Here is an 18,052-nt window from a genome sequence, read left to right on the forward strand (position 1 = left end):
TAATTTAAGTTCTAATCGTTTGATTCTCAAAAAATGGGAAAGATTCAGTTATGAAAAAATTTCTCTCGATGGAGAAATTGGACTCATTTTCAATGCAAGATTTCCGTTTTTTTTAAATTTTTTGTGAGGTCAATCATTTTGCAGCGGAACAAAGTGTGCCCACCTTTCAGGTGAAGTACACCGTTTATCTGAAAATCGCCATCTTCCTCGATGATGCAAAGCGGCCGGCTTTGATGACGTAAACGTAAATCCCCGAACTCACCGCATCGCCGGTAGCGTTACAGCCGTTCCATTTCACGCTTTTTCTGCCGGGAGATTGATGCTCGTGAACCAACTCGGCCACTTTTTCGCCCGTTACGTTGTAAACAGTCAGCGTCACAAATGTGGCTTCGGGTAAATCGTACTGGATCGTCGTCGTGGGATTGAATGGGTTGGGGTAATTCTGGTACAATTCAAATCGCTGCGCCTGCGCAAAATTGCCATTCTGAATGAGTGAGACTGTCCCTCTTCCCGCCGGGAAATTGTTGATGCGATAGCTCAAAATTTCAATCGCTGATTCCGGCAGCAGAGAAGATGATTTTTCCCGAAAGCGGACTTTCAGAAACGTCCCCGATTTTTCAATGGCCTGCGTCCCAAAAGCGCCGATTCTGACTAATCCCGGCTGCGAGGAATTAACCAGAGTTTGAAACGGAATTTCCGCGGAGACAAAAACAGAATCGAATTCGAGTTCTTCCGCATCAAAGCGCAGGTTCAAGTCGCACGAGTAAATTTGGTAATTTTCATCATTTTTGAAATCAAGACTAATTTTTCCGCCGTCGTCGACGTCGGCGGTGAAAGTTTTCCGCAAAGCAAAAGGCGTGCTCAATTCCCCAGCCGGTGACCAACTTGCATCCACGTCGCCGATGACGATTGCCTGAAAATCCGCATCCGTGACATCGTCGGACAAATTGGGGTAATTTCGCTGTGCCGGGGAAAATGTCCATTGAGTGATGTGTGACTCCGGCGGCTGCGACAAGCCCACAGCTTCTCTGGCGATAAGCGCCGCGTCGTACATTTGAATCTCGCCATTCAGATCGACATCTGCCGCCAGCCTCTGCGCGGGAGTCGCCTCAGGAAAAAGTTCCAGCGCCAGACGTGCCGCCAGCGAGGCGTCGTAGCTCAAAATTGTCGTTTCTGCCACATCGCCCGTTTTTGCCGGCGTCAACACGAGCGCGCTGTTAGTTTCCAAATCATCAAATTGAAACGCGCCATCTGCAGCGGAAATTTGGTCGCCGTTGATATCGCCGGTCAAAACCAACCTCGCGCCGCCGACAGGTCTGGACGAATCCTGATATTTCACGATGCCCGACAAAATGAGCAAGGGAATATCGTTCGCCAGACCCTTGATGCAGAAATTTGCCGATTGATCGTAATCGTACAAATCGAGCCATTGCGAGTTGGCGAAATAGTAACTTTCGCCGGGATTTGCCGTGGATTGAACAATCGTTCCCTGCGCCGTTGCGCCAAGCAAAACCGGCACTTCGGAAGTTTTGTCGTAAGGCTGACCACCGTCAGAGAGGTAGAGATAAATGTAAAAATCATCGCCGTTGTGAAGTCTGGCCGGCTCAGTCAAATCAATGGTATGAAATCCCTTTTCCGCCAGAGTCCCGGTTTGAGTTGTCAATTCGCTCGCTGGCTGACCGCCGATGAAATCGTCAAAAATTTTTACAACGTAGCTGACGTTGTCGGCGGCAGTGAAAAAATTCACCGCCGTCAATTTCTGCGTTCCCACGGCAGTAAACGCATTCATCGCCACGCTGCAACTGGTCAGCGTGGCGCGCCAGCCGTGGTAGTCGTGGAAATAGACGTGATCCCACTGCAGCGGCGCCACATCGCGGAAGGAGACCGCGCCCATTTCCGGATGTTTGCCGCAATGTTTATCGTAGTAAGAAATCCAGAAATAACCGTCCAGTCCCCAGGAATCGCCCCAACTATTTTTGCACAGCCAGGCGCCGGGTTGCGGTGCGTCGGTCACTTTGAAGTCGTTCCAGCCCACAATGGCGATAGAGTGATTAGGCTCGTGGTTGTCCGATTCCGGCTGATAATGCTCAAAATCGGAATTGAGAAAACTGCTGCTGTAATACATGCAGCTTCCCACGGCGCCATAATTTTTCACGTCCTGTTTGATTTTTTCGATATTGCGGAGATCGCTGTCCGTGTTCTCCCAGATGATTTCCCACGGATAAAAGTAGTGAAAACTTTGATTCGAATAATCCGGCGGCGAAGAATACGACTGCCCGTCCTGTTCGCGCACCGCGCCGTCGCCGCGGCTCAAATAAGCGGCTGCCACGCGATAATCGCCGCCCTGGTGCACTGTCAAACCGTCTCCTGTCGACGGATCCAGGTCCCCGTTGTAGTGCTCGTTGAATCCGTTCCACCAATCCAGATGATACTCGGCAAGATTGGGTTCTCCGGACTCGCCGGCGGAAGTCCAGTTTCCGGTTTTCAGCAAATTACTTTCCATGGCCGCCATCACGCCGTGCGTCCAGCAGGTGCCGCCGCGCTGATTGCGCACGCCAGAGACCAGACCGAGCTCGCGCAGGTCAAACACCGCCGGAATTTCGCCGTACAAATCGATGCCGTCAAAAAGTCTGTCCAGCGCGCGCACGGAAACGTAGGGGATGTAGCCGTGCGGACGAACAACATCCACGTATTTTTCAATTTTTCTGTTGCGCGTCAAATATTCGATGGAAAGAATCAGTTCTCCATGGGCACGATAGCGGCTGTCCAGCAAATTGAGGCGATAGTTATCCGGATCGTAAGGATTGTTTTCATCGTTGTCGCCCTGAAAAAAGAGCCCCTCGCAGCCAATGCCGTCGATGGCTTGAAAATATGCCTCTTGTTCCGCAACTGAAACATCGGACTCGTCAGTTACTGCCTCTGCATTTTGCGCGAAGATGTAAAACGGCGGTTCGGCGTGAGCGTGCGAGTAATTGTCGATGGCTTCAATGAATTGAATCATGCGCGACGCTGCGTTCGGAATTTCGTTGGCCATGAAACCCCAGTAGTAGTAAGCGTCCACAATGTCCATGTAAATGCCGTCGAAGCCCTGGGAGAAAATTGTGTCCAGATACTGAAAGACAATCGCCTGCCAAGCCGGATCCCAAAAGCGGACCTTGTAGTTGTCTATCCAGTCGGGATTTGCCGGACCCAGCCAGTCCGGAGCGCCCGGGTCGGGATTGCCGTCGTGATTGGCGTCCCAGCTATTCTGCCAGTACCAGCGGTAAGTTTCCGCCTCGCCGATGGAAAGGTAGGCGAGTACGATTTTGCCGCTATTTTTTAGCTGTGCGATTTGCTCTGCGGAAAAAACTGCTTCGGGCCCGCCGGTCGCTGAGTAGTCGATAACAATCAAATCAATGGAGTTATTTTGACTGATTTCCTGAATGTCGATATTTTGCAGTTGAATGGCCCAGGTGCGGACAGTGGAAAGATCAGCGGCAAACCCTTTGGCAAAAATCAAGCCGCAGGAAAAAATGATGAAAAATAATATTTCCCGCGTTCTCTCAACTATTATTTCACGAAATGAATCATTCAATTTGTGAGCTCGGATTTGGTTTTGCAATTTACTATTGAAAAATAATAAAATCAGCATAGAAAAGCAAATCAAAATTTTGCAACTTTTTAAGGCACAAATTATCTTGACTAACATAGCTAACTTGAAGAATAATGAATGAGTTAAATTTAAAATAGTTGCCATTTTTTGAAACTACAAGTTTTAGAAGAATTGCAAAAGTGGTGCCAATTTTTGAAGAAAAATTTTGCCAATAAAAAATGAAATAGCGAAAGCTTTATTTTCCGAAAGATTTTGAATTGTTTTGAAAAAAAATTAAATATCGGTGTGGTGCAGGGCTTTGTGCCTTGGCGTCTTGGCGTGAGAAATAATTTTAAAAAATCAGTTGCAAATTTACCTGAAATTTTGTAAGATGTAGGATAAAATCGAGAAAGAGAATAACGTTTTGGAGAAAGGAAGAGAGTTGAAAAATCCGTTTCGGGAATGGTTTAGCTATGATTCTGATTTGCTTTATTTCAATAATGCCGCCACAGGAATGGTGCCGCAGCGCGCCGTGGAGGCGATGAAACAGTTCATTGATGAAATCGCGCGCAACGGGAAGCCGGCGTTTGAAAAATTGCTGGAAATGCAGGCGGATTTTCGCGCGCAAGCCGCTAAATTGCTCAATGTCAGCGAGGAAGAAGTAGCGTTTGTCAGAAATACGACCGACGGGCTGGAAATGGCGCTGTATTCCATTGATTGGCGCGACGGCGACAACATGATCGTTCAGGAAGACGCATTTCCCGCAAGCCTGTATCTGGCGCATTACTGCTTTCCCGGCGTGGAGAAACGATACATTCCGCTCATTTCGGAGAATGATTTTTACGAGCAACTCACGCAGCGCATCGATGAACGCACGCGGGCAGTCGTCGTCGATCTGGTGCATTTTCTGTCCGGCAGCCGTTTCGATCTGCAGCGGCTCGGCGAAATTGTCAGAGACACAAACAGTTATTTGATCGTTGACGGCATTCAGGCGGCTGGCGCGGTGAAAATAGATTTGAGCGAAACGCCGGTGGATTTTTTCGCAACTGGAGGCGTCAAGTGGCTGCTCAGCCCCTCGGGAACGGGAATTTTTTACGTGCGCAAAGAGATTTTAGGAGAGCTGATTCCTTTTCACATTAGTTGGGCTGGCGCGCATTACGAGGATATTTCCAGCCTTTACCCGGTGCGACAGCTTCATCCGGATGCGCGGCGGTTTCAGCCGGCGAATGAAAACTACATCGGCATGATTGCCCTGACCGAATCGCTGCGCATGTTCAATGAGATGGGAGCCAAAAATACGCAAGAGAGAATATTTGCTCTGACCGGGAAGTTGCTCAGCGAGTTGGAGCGATTGGGTTTTGAGATTTTCACCCCCAAAAGCGAAGCCGAGCGCGCCGGAATCGTCGCTTTTCGCCATCCGCATTTTTCCTCCGCGGACATCCACAACAAGCTGACGGAAAAGAAAATTATCTGTTCCCTGCGCGAAGGCTGGGTGCGGTTTGCGATTCATTTTTACAACGGGGAGGATGAAATTGAACGGGCGATGGCATTGCTGAAAGACCTGACTCAATAGAACGCGTATTTTTATTTTTTGAATAGCCACGAAGTCACAGAAGACGCAGAGAAAAAATTGTAGAAAAGAAACCTGACATTTTTAGAAATACCAGGTTTCTGAAAATTGCCATGAGGAAAATTCATGCCAGAGTTGCCGGAAATAGTCGTCATTGCCACGCAGATGGACGAAACCTTGCGCGGGAAGACGGTATCCGATGTGGAAATTTTCCAGCCGAAATGTCTCAATCGCGCGGTAGCGGATTGTCGGAAATATTTGCCTGGGAGAAAAATTTTGCGTGTTCGCCCACTGGGCAAATGGATTGAAATTGTGTGCGATGAAGCGGTGAAAATTCTCATTAATTTAGGCATGGGCGGCGAAGTGCTTTATTTTGAAAATGAAAATGAGATTGCTGACAAGGCGAAAATAATCATGAGATTCAATGACGACAGCGGATTTTACATCACGTTGTGGTGGTTCGGCTATTTTCATCTCGTGCGTGACGGTGAAAAAAATCCGATGACAGACAAATTGGGACCCGGTGCGCTGGAAATTTCCCTTGCTGATTTCCAAAAAATCCTCACCAGAAAACGCGGCGGGATCAAGTCGTTTTTGTTGAATCAAAAAAATATTCGCGGCATCGGTAATTTTTACATTCAGGAAATTCTTTTTCGAGCGAAAATCCACCCGCTGACGCCGATCAATGTTTTGAGTGAGGCGGACATCGAGCGGCTCCATTCCGCCATTCACGAGGTGTTGAAGCGATCCATCGCGCTGGGGTCGAGTTCGTACGAGCTGGATTTTTTCGGAAAGAAGGGAAAATATTCGTTGCGGGAATTGAGTTTTGCCTATCACGAAAACGGCGTTTGTCCTGATTGCGGCGCTGCGGCGCAAAAAATCAAAACCGGCGCCAATTCTCAATACATTTGTCCGCAGTGTCAGGTTTTGCCGACGGAACAGGTGAGTGTGGAGAAAGCGGATTTTAAGCCAACGAAGATTATGAAGAGTTTGTGAGTAAAACGGAACGCGGTTTTTAAATGTGCTCAAAAAAAGAAAAACGACAAAAATGATAGGGGAGAGAGATGATTCAAAAAATTAGTGTTTATTTTTCACTGGCCGTGCTGATTTTGGCGACAAGCTGCGTGAAAATTGATGAAATTGAAAACGTGAAAATCAAAACAGAAGCTGTCGCGAAGGATTTTATCCAAGCGATTGAACAAAAAGATGGTAACCATGCTGCAGACTTGTTTGCACGAACTGCTGATGTTGTTTTGATTGATCCGGTGAACGACAGTCTTGTCATCGGTGTCGATCAGATTGAAGCGACGCTGTCAAATTTGCTGGGTCAAATTGATAGTGTGAAAATCAACGAGCAGGAAGTGCATATTTCCCCGGGGCAAGATCTTGTCAGTTCACGGATAGCTGCGATTTACAATGTGAGCATCCAGAAAGCGGGAAAGAAAAGCGTGTTTCTGGCGCTGGTTTCCGGCTATCTCGAAAAAAGCGGTCCTGCCTGGCGGTTTGTGCAATTGCAGACGTCGCTCAAAAAGAAACTCCGGGAAAAAATCAGCACCGGGACTCAATCAGTTCCAACGCCGCAACCAAAGCCGAAAAAAGAAGCCGTTGTTCCGGGAACTGCTGCCAAATCAGATTCTCTGACAAAAACACAAACTGATACTGTCGGAAAATCGTACTAACTTCTGGAGAGAAAAATGAAGCGTCTGGCATGGGTGACATTTTTGTTCTTCATTTTGGCAGGAAGTATTTTTGCCGGTGGGAAGAAAAATATTCTTTTCTCAGACAATTTTCAGAGTTACCAGAACGGTTCGCCCGGCGCGCCAGATTGGCACATCACAAAAGGGGACTGGCACGTCGAGAATGGAAAATTTTTTCAGACGAGTTCGGACTACGATTGCGGCGCGCTGCTGGATTTTTATTTGAACGAATCCTTTGAGTTGTCCTTCAAATTCCGCGTCATTAGCGGAACTCCCGGAGCGGGATTCTTTTTCCACAGCCGCGACTTGAATGCGACGAAATTTTCGCACATGTGTCGTTTCGAATCGGAGACGACAATGCTGGTGGGCAGGTTTGTGAACGGCGAATATGAGAGTACGCACAATGTCATTTTGAAAAAACAAAATTTTTCTCGTTGGCACAAAATACGTCTGCTCGTTAATCAGGAAAAATCAACTTTCTCTATTTTTCTGGATGATTCTCCGCTTGCTTCCGATGAGCCGCTGTCTTTCACCGGCGGATTTTGCGGCTTGCAATCTTCTGGCGGAGAAATAGCATTTGACGATGTGCAACTTAAAATCTTGCCCATGAAAAAGAAAATTCATAATTTGAGTTGGATCGATCGTTTTGTTCTGGCGGAAGGAAAAAAGATTGTTTTTCCTCGAACGGCGCAGGGCATTGTGGACAAGATTGATTTTAGCGGCAAAGTTTTGCAGACCATCGGCGCGCCGGAAAAAATGCGTGGTCAATTGAACAAACCTACCAGCATTGCCATGTTCGCTAACGGTGATTTTGTTGTCAGTGACTCGGCTGCCGGAAAAATTCATATTTTCAGTCGCCAAGGAAAATGGCTGCGCATGACCGGCGGGGCAGATAAATTAGCGGCTGCCGGAGATGTGACTGTCGATGACGAGCGTCGTATTTACGTCATTGATCGCAAAGAAGCGCAGGTGTTCGTTTTTGATGAAAATTTGAAAAAAATGACAGATTTTGGCAAAGGTAGATTGGAAAATCCCGCAGCGATTGATGTGCGGGACGACTCAATTTTTGTCCTCAACAATGGGACTCATCGGGTGGAAATTTTTAGATGGAATTCAGAGAAAATTGAAAATCTCGGAAATTTTTCTTTTCATGCCGGCATCGGGAAAGATATTCTGGTAGACAAAAAATTCATTTACGTTACCGCTGATCGGGAAATTCGGCTGTTTGCACGAAACGGAAAATTCATCAAAAATTTTCACGGAGAGCTGTTGGCTGATTTTCATCCGTCCGGCTTGGCCGCTGATCGGCATGATAAAATTTATGTCAGCGATCCCCTGCAAGGGAAGATTTTTATTTTTGATGAAGATTTATCAGAGATTTCGCCGGTGGTTGAGTTTTCGCCGAACAGGAATGCGAGCATCCGTTTTGGCTCGGGGAAAAAACAGAAAGCTGGGATTCGCGTCACCCAAAATGACTCCGTCATTTTTCAGAAAATAGGCAATGAAGAAATAGAGCACAGATTCGTTTTGGCAAATTTGCCGACATCAACGGTTTACCATTTTTCCATTTCCCCAACCTATCCTCAAATTCCGAAAGCGAAAAAATGGTCAAAACCGTTCGTTTTCATCACGCCGCCGGATTCCGGGAAAAAGCATTTCTGGCGCATTCCCATGGTGACGATCATTTTCACCAATGTTTTGGATACGGCAAAATGGAAGACGGATTTTCCGCCGTTACCGGATTTGTCGGAAAATGAAATAAACCGCATTAAAGCGCAAATAAATGACGGCGTCAAATTTTATTGGATGAATTCGGGCATGAATTTGTGGCTCGACAACAAATTTATTGTGGTGAAGAAGCACTATTTTCGTCATCAACTTTTTGGCAGCGAATGGTGGTACCCGCCGCGCGAGGAAATGGTCGAGCAGGCGATCGAGGACGCTGGCTACAAAGTAGAGCAATTTAAATCGGTGTTGTATCTGGCGTGCGTGCGCGATTTTGATGAGGAAAAAGGTGAGTATTTTCTTCGCGGTCGAGGTGGTGGCTTTACCTCTGGCTTGAGCGCGAACGGAAAATTTGGTCTTTCTTACTGGGAAGTCACTCATGCCAATCATTTTTCCGGAAATAACTGGCTGATGGCGCATGAGTTTCACCATCAACTGGACGAACTTTTTCTGCTCAGCGGCTATCCCGAGTACTGGTTCAATCATTTCTCTCCGACAATTGGGACGGCGGCTCATTTCGGCGAGCATTTTGACGGCAATGCCTGGATTTTGAGAAATTGGGACCAGGCAAAATGGTTTGACTTGAAATACGGCGAGATGGTTTTCGCTGACGACAAAGACATGGACGGCATTCCCGACAATGATCCGCGCGTTCCGGTCGATGAAAAGAGGCTGGGAACAAGTCCGCTGTTCCGGGATTACGACCACGACGGCGTGGCTGATGGCGATGAAATTAAATTTTCCAACTGGATCGTCGAAGGTTGCGGCGAAACCTACGGCGGCGCTGCCGTTTTTCCTGATTTGCTCAGTCCTGACACTGATCGCGATGGCATCGGCGACGCTGATGATCCTTATCCGCTGTATCCGTTCCCGCCGAGAATATTTTATGTGGACTCAACATTTTCCGCTGACAACTTAGCCGCAAAATTTTTATTTGCCCGACTGACAGACAAACGAATTCACGCCGAAGTCTTCGCTGCCTGGGACAGTTCGGCGGTAACATTTTTTTTCAAGACAGACCGCCTGGCTCCGGTCAAACTGATGCTCGACAGCGACGCTGACGGCTGGTTTTTGGGCAGAGACAATTTGCGTTTTTATCTCACGCCGGAAAATGACTCGACGCTGACCGCGAAAATTGAAGTTGTAAATTGCTCGCGGCCGGATCGCTGGCCTTTTCACGATACCGAGTTGGCGAAAAAAGTGAAATTTGAGCATGAAATCCAACTCCTGGATAACAGCTATCTCATTTTTTTGAAAATTTATAAGAATGAATTTTTAGGACTGGCGTTGAAAAAAGGCGAGGAAATTGGCGTGAACATCGGCTTTAAAGTGATGATGGACGAAAAGGGACATCAGCGCTACGTAACAATTTTTGAGCCGAATCGGTTTTTTGATGTGGAATTGAAAAACTTGCCTTGAAAAAGAAAATGGTCACATTCTGGCAAATTTTTAGCTGGTGAAAGCCAGGACGATTGAAAAATTGCGAGTCAAAAATTCAGCTTTTTCTTCAGCTTTTCAATGGGAAATGGCTTTCCATGCGCCGGATAAATCATTTTGACATCTCTGTCGATTAAATTTTTCCAGCTATTTTTCAACTGCTCCAGATTCTCGGCAAAAATCGGCAGACTGGGCCTGATTGTGAGCGGGTGACCATTCATCGCCATGTCGCCAACGAACGCCTCGCCCGAATCGAGTACCACGGAAACGGAGCCGGGAGAGTGCCCTGGCGTGAAAATGACTTCGCCTTCGATGCCGTATTCCTGTAGAGAAAAATTCTTTCCCCGATGAATGATGTCTGCTGAGCAGGGATCGAGGTTTAGATTTTTAGTGAGGCTTTTCAGGAATGTAGCGAAAATTTTTCCCCAACGAGTCACTGCCGGAGGCATGACAACTATTCCATTCGCGAGAAATTTTTCTTCGTTTTCGTGGACAAGAATTTTAGCTGCGGTTAAATCTTTAATTTTTTTAGCGCAGCCAATATGGTCCCAATGGCAGTGCGTGATGACGATTAATTTGATGTTGTCAGGATTCACGTGTCTTTTTTCCAGACCTTTGACGAAATTTGAAAATTTTCCCGGCATGCCGGCATCTACCAATATTTGGCTTTTTTCTCCGATGAGATAGCAATTATCAACGCCGACTTTGATGGTTTGAATTTTCATCTTTTGATCCAATCTGCAAAATAAAAATCCGCCGCCTCAATTGGGCTTCGAAAAAAAACTTGAAACGACGGAAAGAATGAGATTCCGAATGTTTTATTGCCAACCAAGCTCTTTGTGTTTATCGGCGATGGTTTGCGCCAATTTCTCCAGCGCTTGAAAATCCTCTTGTTTGGGCATACCTTTCACAAGCACGGGATCGATGACTTCGACTTTCAGATTGAAAATCATGTTTGCCAATGTCTCCACTGTTTTCCCGCCCCAGCCGTAAGAGCCAATGATAGAAATAAATTTGGCTTTGGGACGCAGAGCATTTGCCAGAAAAGTGGCATAAGCGGCAAGGGGATGTGGCCCTACCAAAACTGTCGGTGTGCCCACGACAATTGTGCCAGCGTCGACGAGCGCAATTGCTAATTTCCCGATATCTGTCACAGCAAGATTGAATTTTTCCACAGTGACGCCTTTTTCCACCAGTGAAGACGTTAAAAAATCGACCATTTGTCTGGTGCTATCGTGCATGGAAATGAAGGGCAGAACTACAACATTTTTCGGAGTCTCGTCAACCCATTCTTTGTGGGCTTCAATGATTGTCGATGGATTCGAGTAAATAGGACCGTGGCTCGGAGCAATCATTGCCAGTTCACGGGTGGTAACTTTTTCAATATTTTTTTTGATGATATTTCGGAACGGCATCATAATTTCGGCGAAATAGCGTTTTGCCGCTTCGCAGACCTTGGCTTGGTCGGTTACAAAAAGGTCGGTGGTAGCAATGTGAGAACCGAAGAAGTCGCAACTAAATAGAATCTTGTCTTCTTTCAGGTAAGCAACCATTGTCTCAGGCCAATGAACCCAGGGCGTATGAATGAACTCAAGAGTTTTGTCGCCCAGAGAAATTGTTTCTCCGTTTTCGACAGTGATGAAAAATTCTTCTGCGACATGGAGATGGTTCATGAGCATGCCCTTTGCTTTGGAGCTACAGATGAGTTTTGCATTCGGGTACTTGGCGAGCACCTGCGGAATCGTTCCCGAGTGATCCTGTTCCGAATGGAGCGACACAACGTAATCGATTTTGTCAATTTCTTCGAGCTGCTGAAATAATTCGTCCGCCATTGCCGGATCCACCGTGTCGATCAATGCCGTTTTTTCGCTTCCTTGAATCAGATAGGCATTATAGCTTGTCCCATCCGGCAGCGGAATGAGAGAATCGAACAGCCGTCTGTCCCAATCAACAGCACCCATCCAGTAAATTCTGTCTTTTATTTTTCTCGCTTTCATAGCTTCTCCTAATATATTGTTATTTTATAAAATAATTACAAAAATATTGCTGCTATTGTTTTATTTTGCTGGCAAACTAATTGTTCTGGTAGAAAATGCAAAGATTTAATCTGAAAATTTGGCATCAGTTGAATGAATATTTCTAAAAAGCAGAAAGAATGAATTTCGCAACTGAATATAACGGAATACTCGTACAATGTCAAGAAAAAAACAACAAAGAATCGGTTAGGACAAAATTCAATTTTATCCCAGCGCCACGTCGAGCATCATCATCACGGCGAAACCGACCATTGTGCCAATAGTGGCGACGTGGGTGTTTTTTGCCAATTGCGACTCCGGAATCAGTTCTTCAACGACGACATAAATCATGGCTCCGGCAGCGAACGCCAGCGCATAAGGCAGAATTGGTTTGACGAAAAGCACTGTTGCCGCGCCAATGACGCCGGCGACTGGCTCCACGAAACCGGAGAGCTGACCGTACCAGAAGGCTTTCAGACGCCCCATTCCTTCACGGCGCAGTGGCACAGAGACAGCGGTTCCTTCGGGGAAATTCTGGATGCCAATTCCAATGGCGAGAGCAATGGCGCCAGCGAGCGAGGCAGAGGGCAGATTTGCCCCGAGAGCACCAAAGGCGACGCCCACGGCTAAACCTTCAGGAATGTTGTGCAACGTGATCGCCAGAACCAGCAAAACGCTGCGTTTCCATTGGGTGTGAATTCCTTCCGCCTCTTCCATGGGAAAGCCAAGATGCAGATGAGGCAAGATGTGATCGACGACCCACAGAAACGCCCCACCGAGCAAAAATCCCACAACTGCCGGAATCCAGGCCGGGAGATTTCCTTCTGCGGCCATTTCGATGGAAGGCGCCAGCAGAGACCAGTAGCTGGCAGCGATCATCACTCCGGCAGCAAAGCCGAGCATCGCGTCCAAGACTTGGCGGTTGATTGTTTTGAAAACAAAAACTAACGCAGCGCCCGCCGCAGTTACCAGCCAGGTGAAAATCGTGGCGACAAAAGCTTGCCAAATTGGATTTAATCCTTGGAACCATTCCATTTGTTGTTTTTCCTTTGCGATATTTTTTTTGTTTTAATAAACCAAAATTGATTGAAAAAGTCAAGTGAAATATCAATTTCAACTCATTTTTCATCAAAGAATTCAAAAAAGTGTTGTATTAAAAAGGAAAATTTTGTACAATAATTCAAAACGACTCCTGAAAATTCAAAGGTGGAATTATGGAAAAATATTTTCTTGTTTTCGGCATCTTATTCTTTCTGTTTTCCTGCTCCAAAAATGTGCGTCGGGATTATCCCATCCGACCGGTAGCTTTCACTGACGTCAAACTAACTGACAACTTTTGGGCGCCGCGGCTGGAGACCAATCGCACGGTAACTGTTCCCTATGATTTTCGCAAATGCGAAGAGACCGGGCGCATAGATAATTTTGCCAAAGCCGGCGGTTTGACGAAAGGAGATTTTGTCGGCATCCGCTACAATGATTCCGATGTGTTCAAGGTCATCGAAGGGGCGTCATATTCATTGAGTCTGTATCCTGACGTTGAACTGGAAAAATATCTGGATGATTTGATTGCAAAAATTGCTGCGGCGCAGGAGGATGACGGCTATTTGTACACGGCGAGAACAATTAATCCTGAAAACTTGCCTCCAAGAACAGGAAAAACGCGCTGGTCATATTTGAACCACAGCCATGAACTGTACAACGTGGGGCACATGTACGAAGCGGCGGTGGCATTTTATCAGGCGACCGGAAAGAAATCGCTTTTGAACGTGGCGATCAAAAATGCCAACTTGATCGATTCCGTTTTCGGTCCGGGCAAGCGACACGATCCGCCCGGGCATCAGGAGATAGAAATAGGTCTGACGAAATTATACCGCGTCACCGGCGATGAGCGTTATTTGAAATTGGCAAAATTTTTTCTCGATCAGCGCGGCTACGAGCGAGGCCGGAAATTGTACACTGATTTATTTACTGCGGAATACACGCAAGACCACAAACCGGTTGTGGAACAGGACGAGGCTGTCGGGCACGCCGTACGCGCGGGTTACATGTATTCAGCGATGGCGGATGTGGCAGCGCTGACTGGCGACAGAAGTTATTTAAATGCAATTGACAAAATTTGGGAAAATGTCGTTTCAAAAAAAATGTACATCACCGGCGGAATCGGCGCCCGATCTGACGGCGAGGCTTTTGGCGACAATTACGAACTGCCCAATCGCACCGCTTATAACGAAACCTGCGCTGCTATCGCCAACATGATGTGGAATCACCGTATGTTCCTGCTGCACGGCGACGCTAAATATATCGACGTGCTGGAGCGAACGTTGTACAACGGATTTATCTCTGGGGTCAGTCTCAGCGGGAAGAAATTTTTTTACCCCAATCCGCTGGAATCATGCGGCGATCATCAGCGCAGTCCCTGGTTTGATTGTTCCTGTTGTCCCACGAATGTCGTTCGATTTTTGCCGTCATTGCCGGGATATGTTTATGCCGAAGACAATAATGCTATTTACGTGAACCTATTCATTCAAGGAAAAGCAAAAATTGAACATCGGGGACAGGAAATTGAGTTAGAGCAAAAAACGAATTATCCCTGGGAAGGTAAAATCGTTCTTCAGATTTTTCCTGAAGAATCAACAGAATTTTCTCTGAAAATTCGCATCCCTGGTTGGGCGCAAAATAGTCCTGTTCCGAGCGATTTGTATCGTTACTTGGCAAATATCAATAAAAAGCCGCCTTTACTGCTGAATGGCGAAGAAATTATTTACCAGATCGACAAAGGATACGCCACGATTAACCGGAAGTGGCAAGCTGCGGATAGTGTTGAATTAATTCTGCCGATGAAAATTCGTAAGGTTGTGGCGCACGAAAGGGTGGCCGAAGATCGCGGAAAAATGTCACTTGAGCGGGGGCCAATCGTTTTTTGCGCCGAAGGAGTCGATAATGACGGTCATGTTTTGAACCTCGTTTTGCCGAAAGAGGTGCATTTAACTTATCATTTCAAGCCTGATTTGCTTCACGGAATTGGCATGTTAAAGGGACAAGCCGTTACATTTTCAAAAAAAGAAAATGGATCGATTGAAAAGAAAGAACAAACTTTCACTGCAATTCCCTACTATGCCTGGGCGCATCGCGGAAAAGGGGAGATGGCAGTCTGGTTTCCGTGGGATGAGAAAGGCCATTGATAATGTTATTTCTGAATTATCTTGCAAAAGCAAAAATCTTCCTGAAAATTGAAAAGAAAGACCGAAGCGGTTGTAGCATAAGCTTGCCGTTCCTCAAAGGATACGGATGATACTCGTGATAGATTTTTTCAATTTCAAATGGGAGAAATGCCTGCTGGATTTCCCGATCAGAAAGCCGAGCTAAAATTTGCACTTGTACTGTTTCTGTCATTTGAGAGAAACGCAAGATGATGATTCTGTCATCTTTGATCACTTTTACCAGGTCTTTCACGGTGACGTGATCTTTAAATTTGATGAATTTTTCCATGTGTTCCCCTTGGTGCTTTTCTCGTTCAATGGTGAAAGAAAAGTGGATTTATGATTCCCCAGTGAAATTTCATTGTAAATGTAAGAATGATTTCTCAAAAAAGAAGTGAGTTGCATCACGTGGAAGGGAAAAAATGAATTTTTTTTGCGGAACCTTGCCGGGGAAAAGTGGCGAAGATTTTGCAATTTTTGAAAAACTTCGCCACTTTATTTTTCGTTCGCTAAAATCAATCTTTCGGGCGAACTCGCCATAACATGGTGGAAAGAATCAAAGACACTACCGATGCGCCGACCCAAAAAATTATCACTTTGTGGAAATCATAATGCCGCGTTTCATTAATCATCGTTGTTCCGTGCTCGATCATTGTGCCGCTGATCCATTCCTGAATTGCCGCAGCGACGTAGCTGAAAATTCCGACAAAACCCATGACTGCGCCGGCTGCTTTTTTGGGGGCAATATCCACGGCAAAAAGTCCGCCCAACGAAGTGATTAGTCCGCTCAGTGAAAAACCATAGATCAGGAATGCCGCAATGAGCAGTTTCGTGCTTGGGTGCGGCGTGAAAAAGATAATCGAGAGAGCTGCCAGTTCAAAAATGCCAAAAATCAAATTCGCCGGCGGACGTCGGGCATGAAATATTTTGTCGGAAATGAAGCCGAAACTGACGGCGCCGATAATGCCGGCAAAGGTATTGACGCCGATAATGCTGCCGGCCTTGAGCAGGCTGAATCCTTTTGCTTCCTGTAAATAGAGCACGCCCCAGCTATTGATGGCGTAGCGCGTGACGTAAATGAGCGCGCTCGACATGCCGATGAGCCAAACTTGCGGGATTTTGAGAATGGAGATTTGCGCCTGGCGCGTCTTTTTTTCTGTCCCGTCCGCTCCGGTGACTGGCGTAATCGGGTCATTGCGCCATTTTGCAATAAGCGGCAGGCCTAACGTCGGTGGCCTGTCCTGTAACGCCAGATAAAGACCGATGGCAGTGAAAATTCCCACAAAACCAGCAGCCCAAAATCCGGATCGCCAGCCCCAGGCGCTGACAACCGCGGCGATTCCCACAAAAGTTAGACCTTCGCCGATCCCGTGCGCTGTTGACCAGATGCCGTAATATCTGCCGCGCTCGCTGTTGCTGTACCAGTGCGTTAACGTCACAATTCCCGACGGCGCATTGAATCCTTGGAACCAGCCATTTACGCCCCAGAGAATAATCCATACCCAGAGCAGGGGAGACCAGCCCATGAAAAGATTGATCAGTCCCGATATCAGTACGCCGGTGGCAAAGAATCGTTTGATGTTGGCATAATCCGCCAAAATGCCGTTGAAAAATTTCCCGGCAGCGTAACCGTAAAATATCGCCGAGCCGATAATTCCCAACTGCTCCGCAGAAAAAACGCCGGCGTCGATGAGCGGTTTTTTGACGACGGACATTCCCAGCCGGCAGGTGTAGGCGAAACCAGCGCCGAGGGTAACAGCTAAAATTGAGGAAATGCGATATTTTCGATAGAGCCGATCAATGAGTTTCTTGTCTTGCAATTCCGGTTGTGGTGCCCCGGTTTTCCAGAAATCGAGAATGTTTGCCATGACAGTCCCAGTCAGTTTTTCTGTTCCAATTTCATTAATCGAATTAACTGTTCTTTTGCTTGCTCAGCGGTTTTGCAATCAGCTACGCCGTAAATCAAATCGTTTTTCTTGACGACGGCGGCTATTCCTTTGTAAGGAATTTTTCTGAATAAAATCTCTGTATTGCCAATCTTTGCCCTTTGCCAATTAGTCGCCAATTTTTGCCACATCGCGTCTGCGGCCTCCTCGGCATCTGGCAGCATAACAAAATAGCGAAATGAAGAAGAATGGTTCAGTCGATATCCGGCGAAAAGGCAGCGCTTGAGAAAAGACATGCCCAAAAATGCTTCGCGGACGTAGCCTTCTGACTCGGGGATTTTATTTTTTTCGGGAAGGATGCTGATTTGAGCGGGAAAATTTCCTTCTCCCTTGATGGCGCGCGAAATAGCAGTTAAAATCTGAAAGCCGACCGTTGAGTCCAATTCTCCTTCGTAAACGTTAATTTTGACATAATAGACGCCCTTAAACATTATCGCCTGATAGGGCGGAGAGATAACAGCTTCCGCGCCGATTTTAAGCCCCGGTGTATTTTGAGGCCGTTCGCTTTTGTAAATGCCGAATGCGTTCAGCTGTGTCCCCATGTTGTACAGTTCCACGGTGAATTGCAGCGAATCAAACGCAAAGTCGCGAACTTGCAATTGCTGGAACCCAAGGGAAAGAAAAATATCTGCTCCGCCGTCGATGTACTCGAATAAATTCTCCGGATTATAAATTTCTGTCTTGCTTTCGGGGTCGAACTGTTTGATATCGAGAATATCGCCCGCGAGAAGCGAGGTTGCAAATAAAAAAGTCAATAAAACGGAAACCCATTTTTTCATAAACTGCTCTGATCTAATTGTTATTCATCACTTTCTAACCCAAAATATCCTCTACTAACTCAGTAATTGGTCTCTTTATGAATGGAACAAATTTATCCTTCAGAATTTCACC

General features: G+C 46.5%; 12 protein-coding genes. 5 read left to right on the forward strand and 7 right to left on the reverse strand.

Annotated elements, in window-relative coordinates:
- Nucleotides 1-184: 184 nt before the first annotated feature.
- Complete coding sequence (locus GXO74_04285; protein ID NOZ60879.1) at nt 185-3,574, reverse strand: T9SS type A sorting domain-containing protein; 3,390 nt, start codon at nt 3,572-3,574, stop codon at nt 185-187.
- 421 nt (nt 3,575-3,995) lie between these two features.
- On the opposite strand from GXO74_04285, the gene GXO74_04290 reads away from it, so the two are divergent.
- From GXO74_04290 to GXO74_04305, 4 genes are all read left to right on the forward strand, one after another.
- Nucleotides 3,996-5,144 (forward strand): aminotransferase class V-fold PLP-dependent enzyme, encoded by a 1,149-nt coding sequence (locus GXO74_04290; protein ID NOZ60880.1) that lies wholly within the window; start codon nt 3,996-3,998, stop codon nt 5,142-5,144.
- A gap of 123 nt (nt 5,145-5,267) precedes the next feature.
- Nucleotides 5,268-6,137 (forward strand): Fpg/Nei family DNA glycosylase, encoded by an 870-nt coding sequence (locus GXO74_04295; GenBank protein ID NOZ60881.1) that lies wholly within the window; start codon nt 5,268-5,270, stop codon nt 6,135-6,137.
- A gap of 68 nt (nt 6,138-6,205) precedes the next feature.
- Nucleotides 6,206-6,820: a nuclear transport factor 2 family protein gene (locus GXO74_04300; protein NOZ60882.1), complete on the forward strand. Its 615-nt coding sequence runs from the start codon at nt 6,206-6,208 to the stop codon at nt 6,818-6,820.
- Nucleotides 6,821-6,835: 15 nt separating this feature from the next.
- Nucleotides 6,836-9,982, forward strand: coding sequence for a hypothetical protein (locus GXO74_04305; protein NOZ60883.1), 3,147 nt, complete (start codon nt 6,836-6,838; stop codon nt 9,980-9,982).
- 68 nt (nt 9,983-10,050) lie between these two features.
- Here the strand turns inward: GXO74_04305 and GXO74_04310 are convergent, their stop codons facing one another.
- The 3 genes from GXO74_04310 to GXO74_04320 all read right to left on the reverse strand — a co-directional run bounded on the left by GXO74_04310 (nt 10,051) and on the right by GXO74_04320 (nt 13,050).
- Nucleotides 10,051-10,725: an MBL fold metallo-hydrolase gene (locus tag GXO74_04310; GenBank protein ID NOZ60884.1), complete on the reverse strand. Its 675-nt coding sequence runs from the start codon at nt 10,723-10,725 to the stop codon at nt 10,051-10,053.
- 93 nt (nt 10,726-10,818) lie between these two features.
- A complete protein-coding gene (locus GXO74_04315) occupies nt 10,819-11,997 on the reverse strand; it encodes an FprA family A-type flavoprotein (protein ID NOZ60885.1) in 1,179 nt (392 codons plus the stop codon).
- Nucleotides 11,998-12,240: 243 nt separating this feature from the next.
- Nucleotides 12,241-13,050 (reverse strand): ZIP family metal transporter, encoded by an 810-nt coding sequence (locus tag GXO74_04320; GenBank protein ID NOZ60886.1) that lies wholly within the window; start codon nt 13,048-13,050, stop codon nt 12,241-12,243.
- Nucleotides 13,051-13,229: 179 nt separating this feature from the next.
- Here GXO74_04320 and GXO74_04325 point away from each other — a divergent pair, with 179 nt between their 5' ends.
- Nucleotides 13,230-15,197 carry a glycoside hydrolase family 127 protein gene (locus GXO74_04325; protein ID NOZ60887.1) on the forward strand — a complete coding sequence of 656 codons (1,968 nt, stop codon included), beginning with the start codon at nt 13,230-13,232 and terminating at the stop codon, nt 15,195-15,197.
- Nucleotides 15,198-15,213: 16 nt separating this feature from the next.
- Here GXO74_04325 and GXO74_04330 read toward each other — a convergent pair whose 3' ends face one another.
- The 3 genes from GXO74_04330 to GXO74_04340 form a co-directional block, all read right to left on the reverse strand.
- The gene (locus GXO74_04330) at nt 15,214-15,504 is read right to left on the reverse strand and encodes a hypothetical protein (GenBank protein NOZ60888.1); all 291 of its coding nucleotides are present in this window, start codon (nt 15,502-15,504) and stop codon (nt 15,214-15,216) included.
- A 226-nt stretch (nt 15,505-15,730) separates the two neighbouring features.
- Nucleotides 15,731-17,083 (reverse strand): MFS transporter, encoded by a 1,353-nt coding sequence (locus GXO74_04335; GenBank protein ID NOZ60889.1) that lies wholly within the window; start codon nt 17,081-17,083, stop codon nt 15,731-15,733.
- 11 nt (nt 17,084-17,094) lie between these two features.
- Nucleotides 17,095-17,940 carry a hypothetical protein gene (locus GXO74_04340; GenBank protein ID NOZ60890.1) on the reverse strand — a complete coding sequence of 282 codons (846 nt, stop codon included), beginning with the start codon at nt 17,938-17,940 and terminating at the stop codon, nt 17,095-17,097.
- Nucleotides 17,941-18,052: the final 112 nt, after the last annotated feature.

It is taken from the genome of Calditrichota bacterium (genome assembly GCA_013152715.1).
Lineage (GTDB): Bacteria > Zhuqueibacterota > Zhuqueibacteria > Thermofontimicrobiales > Thermofontimicrobiaceae > 4484-87.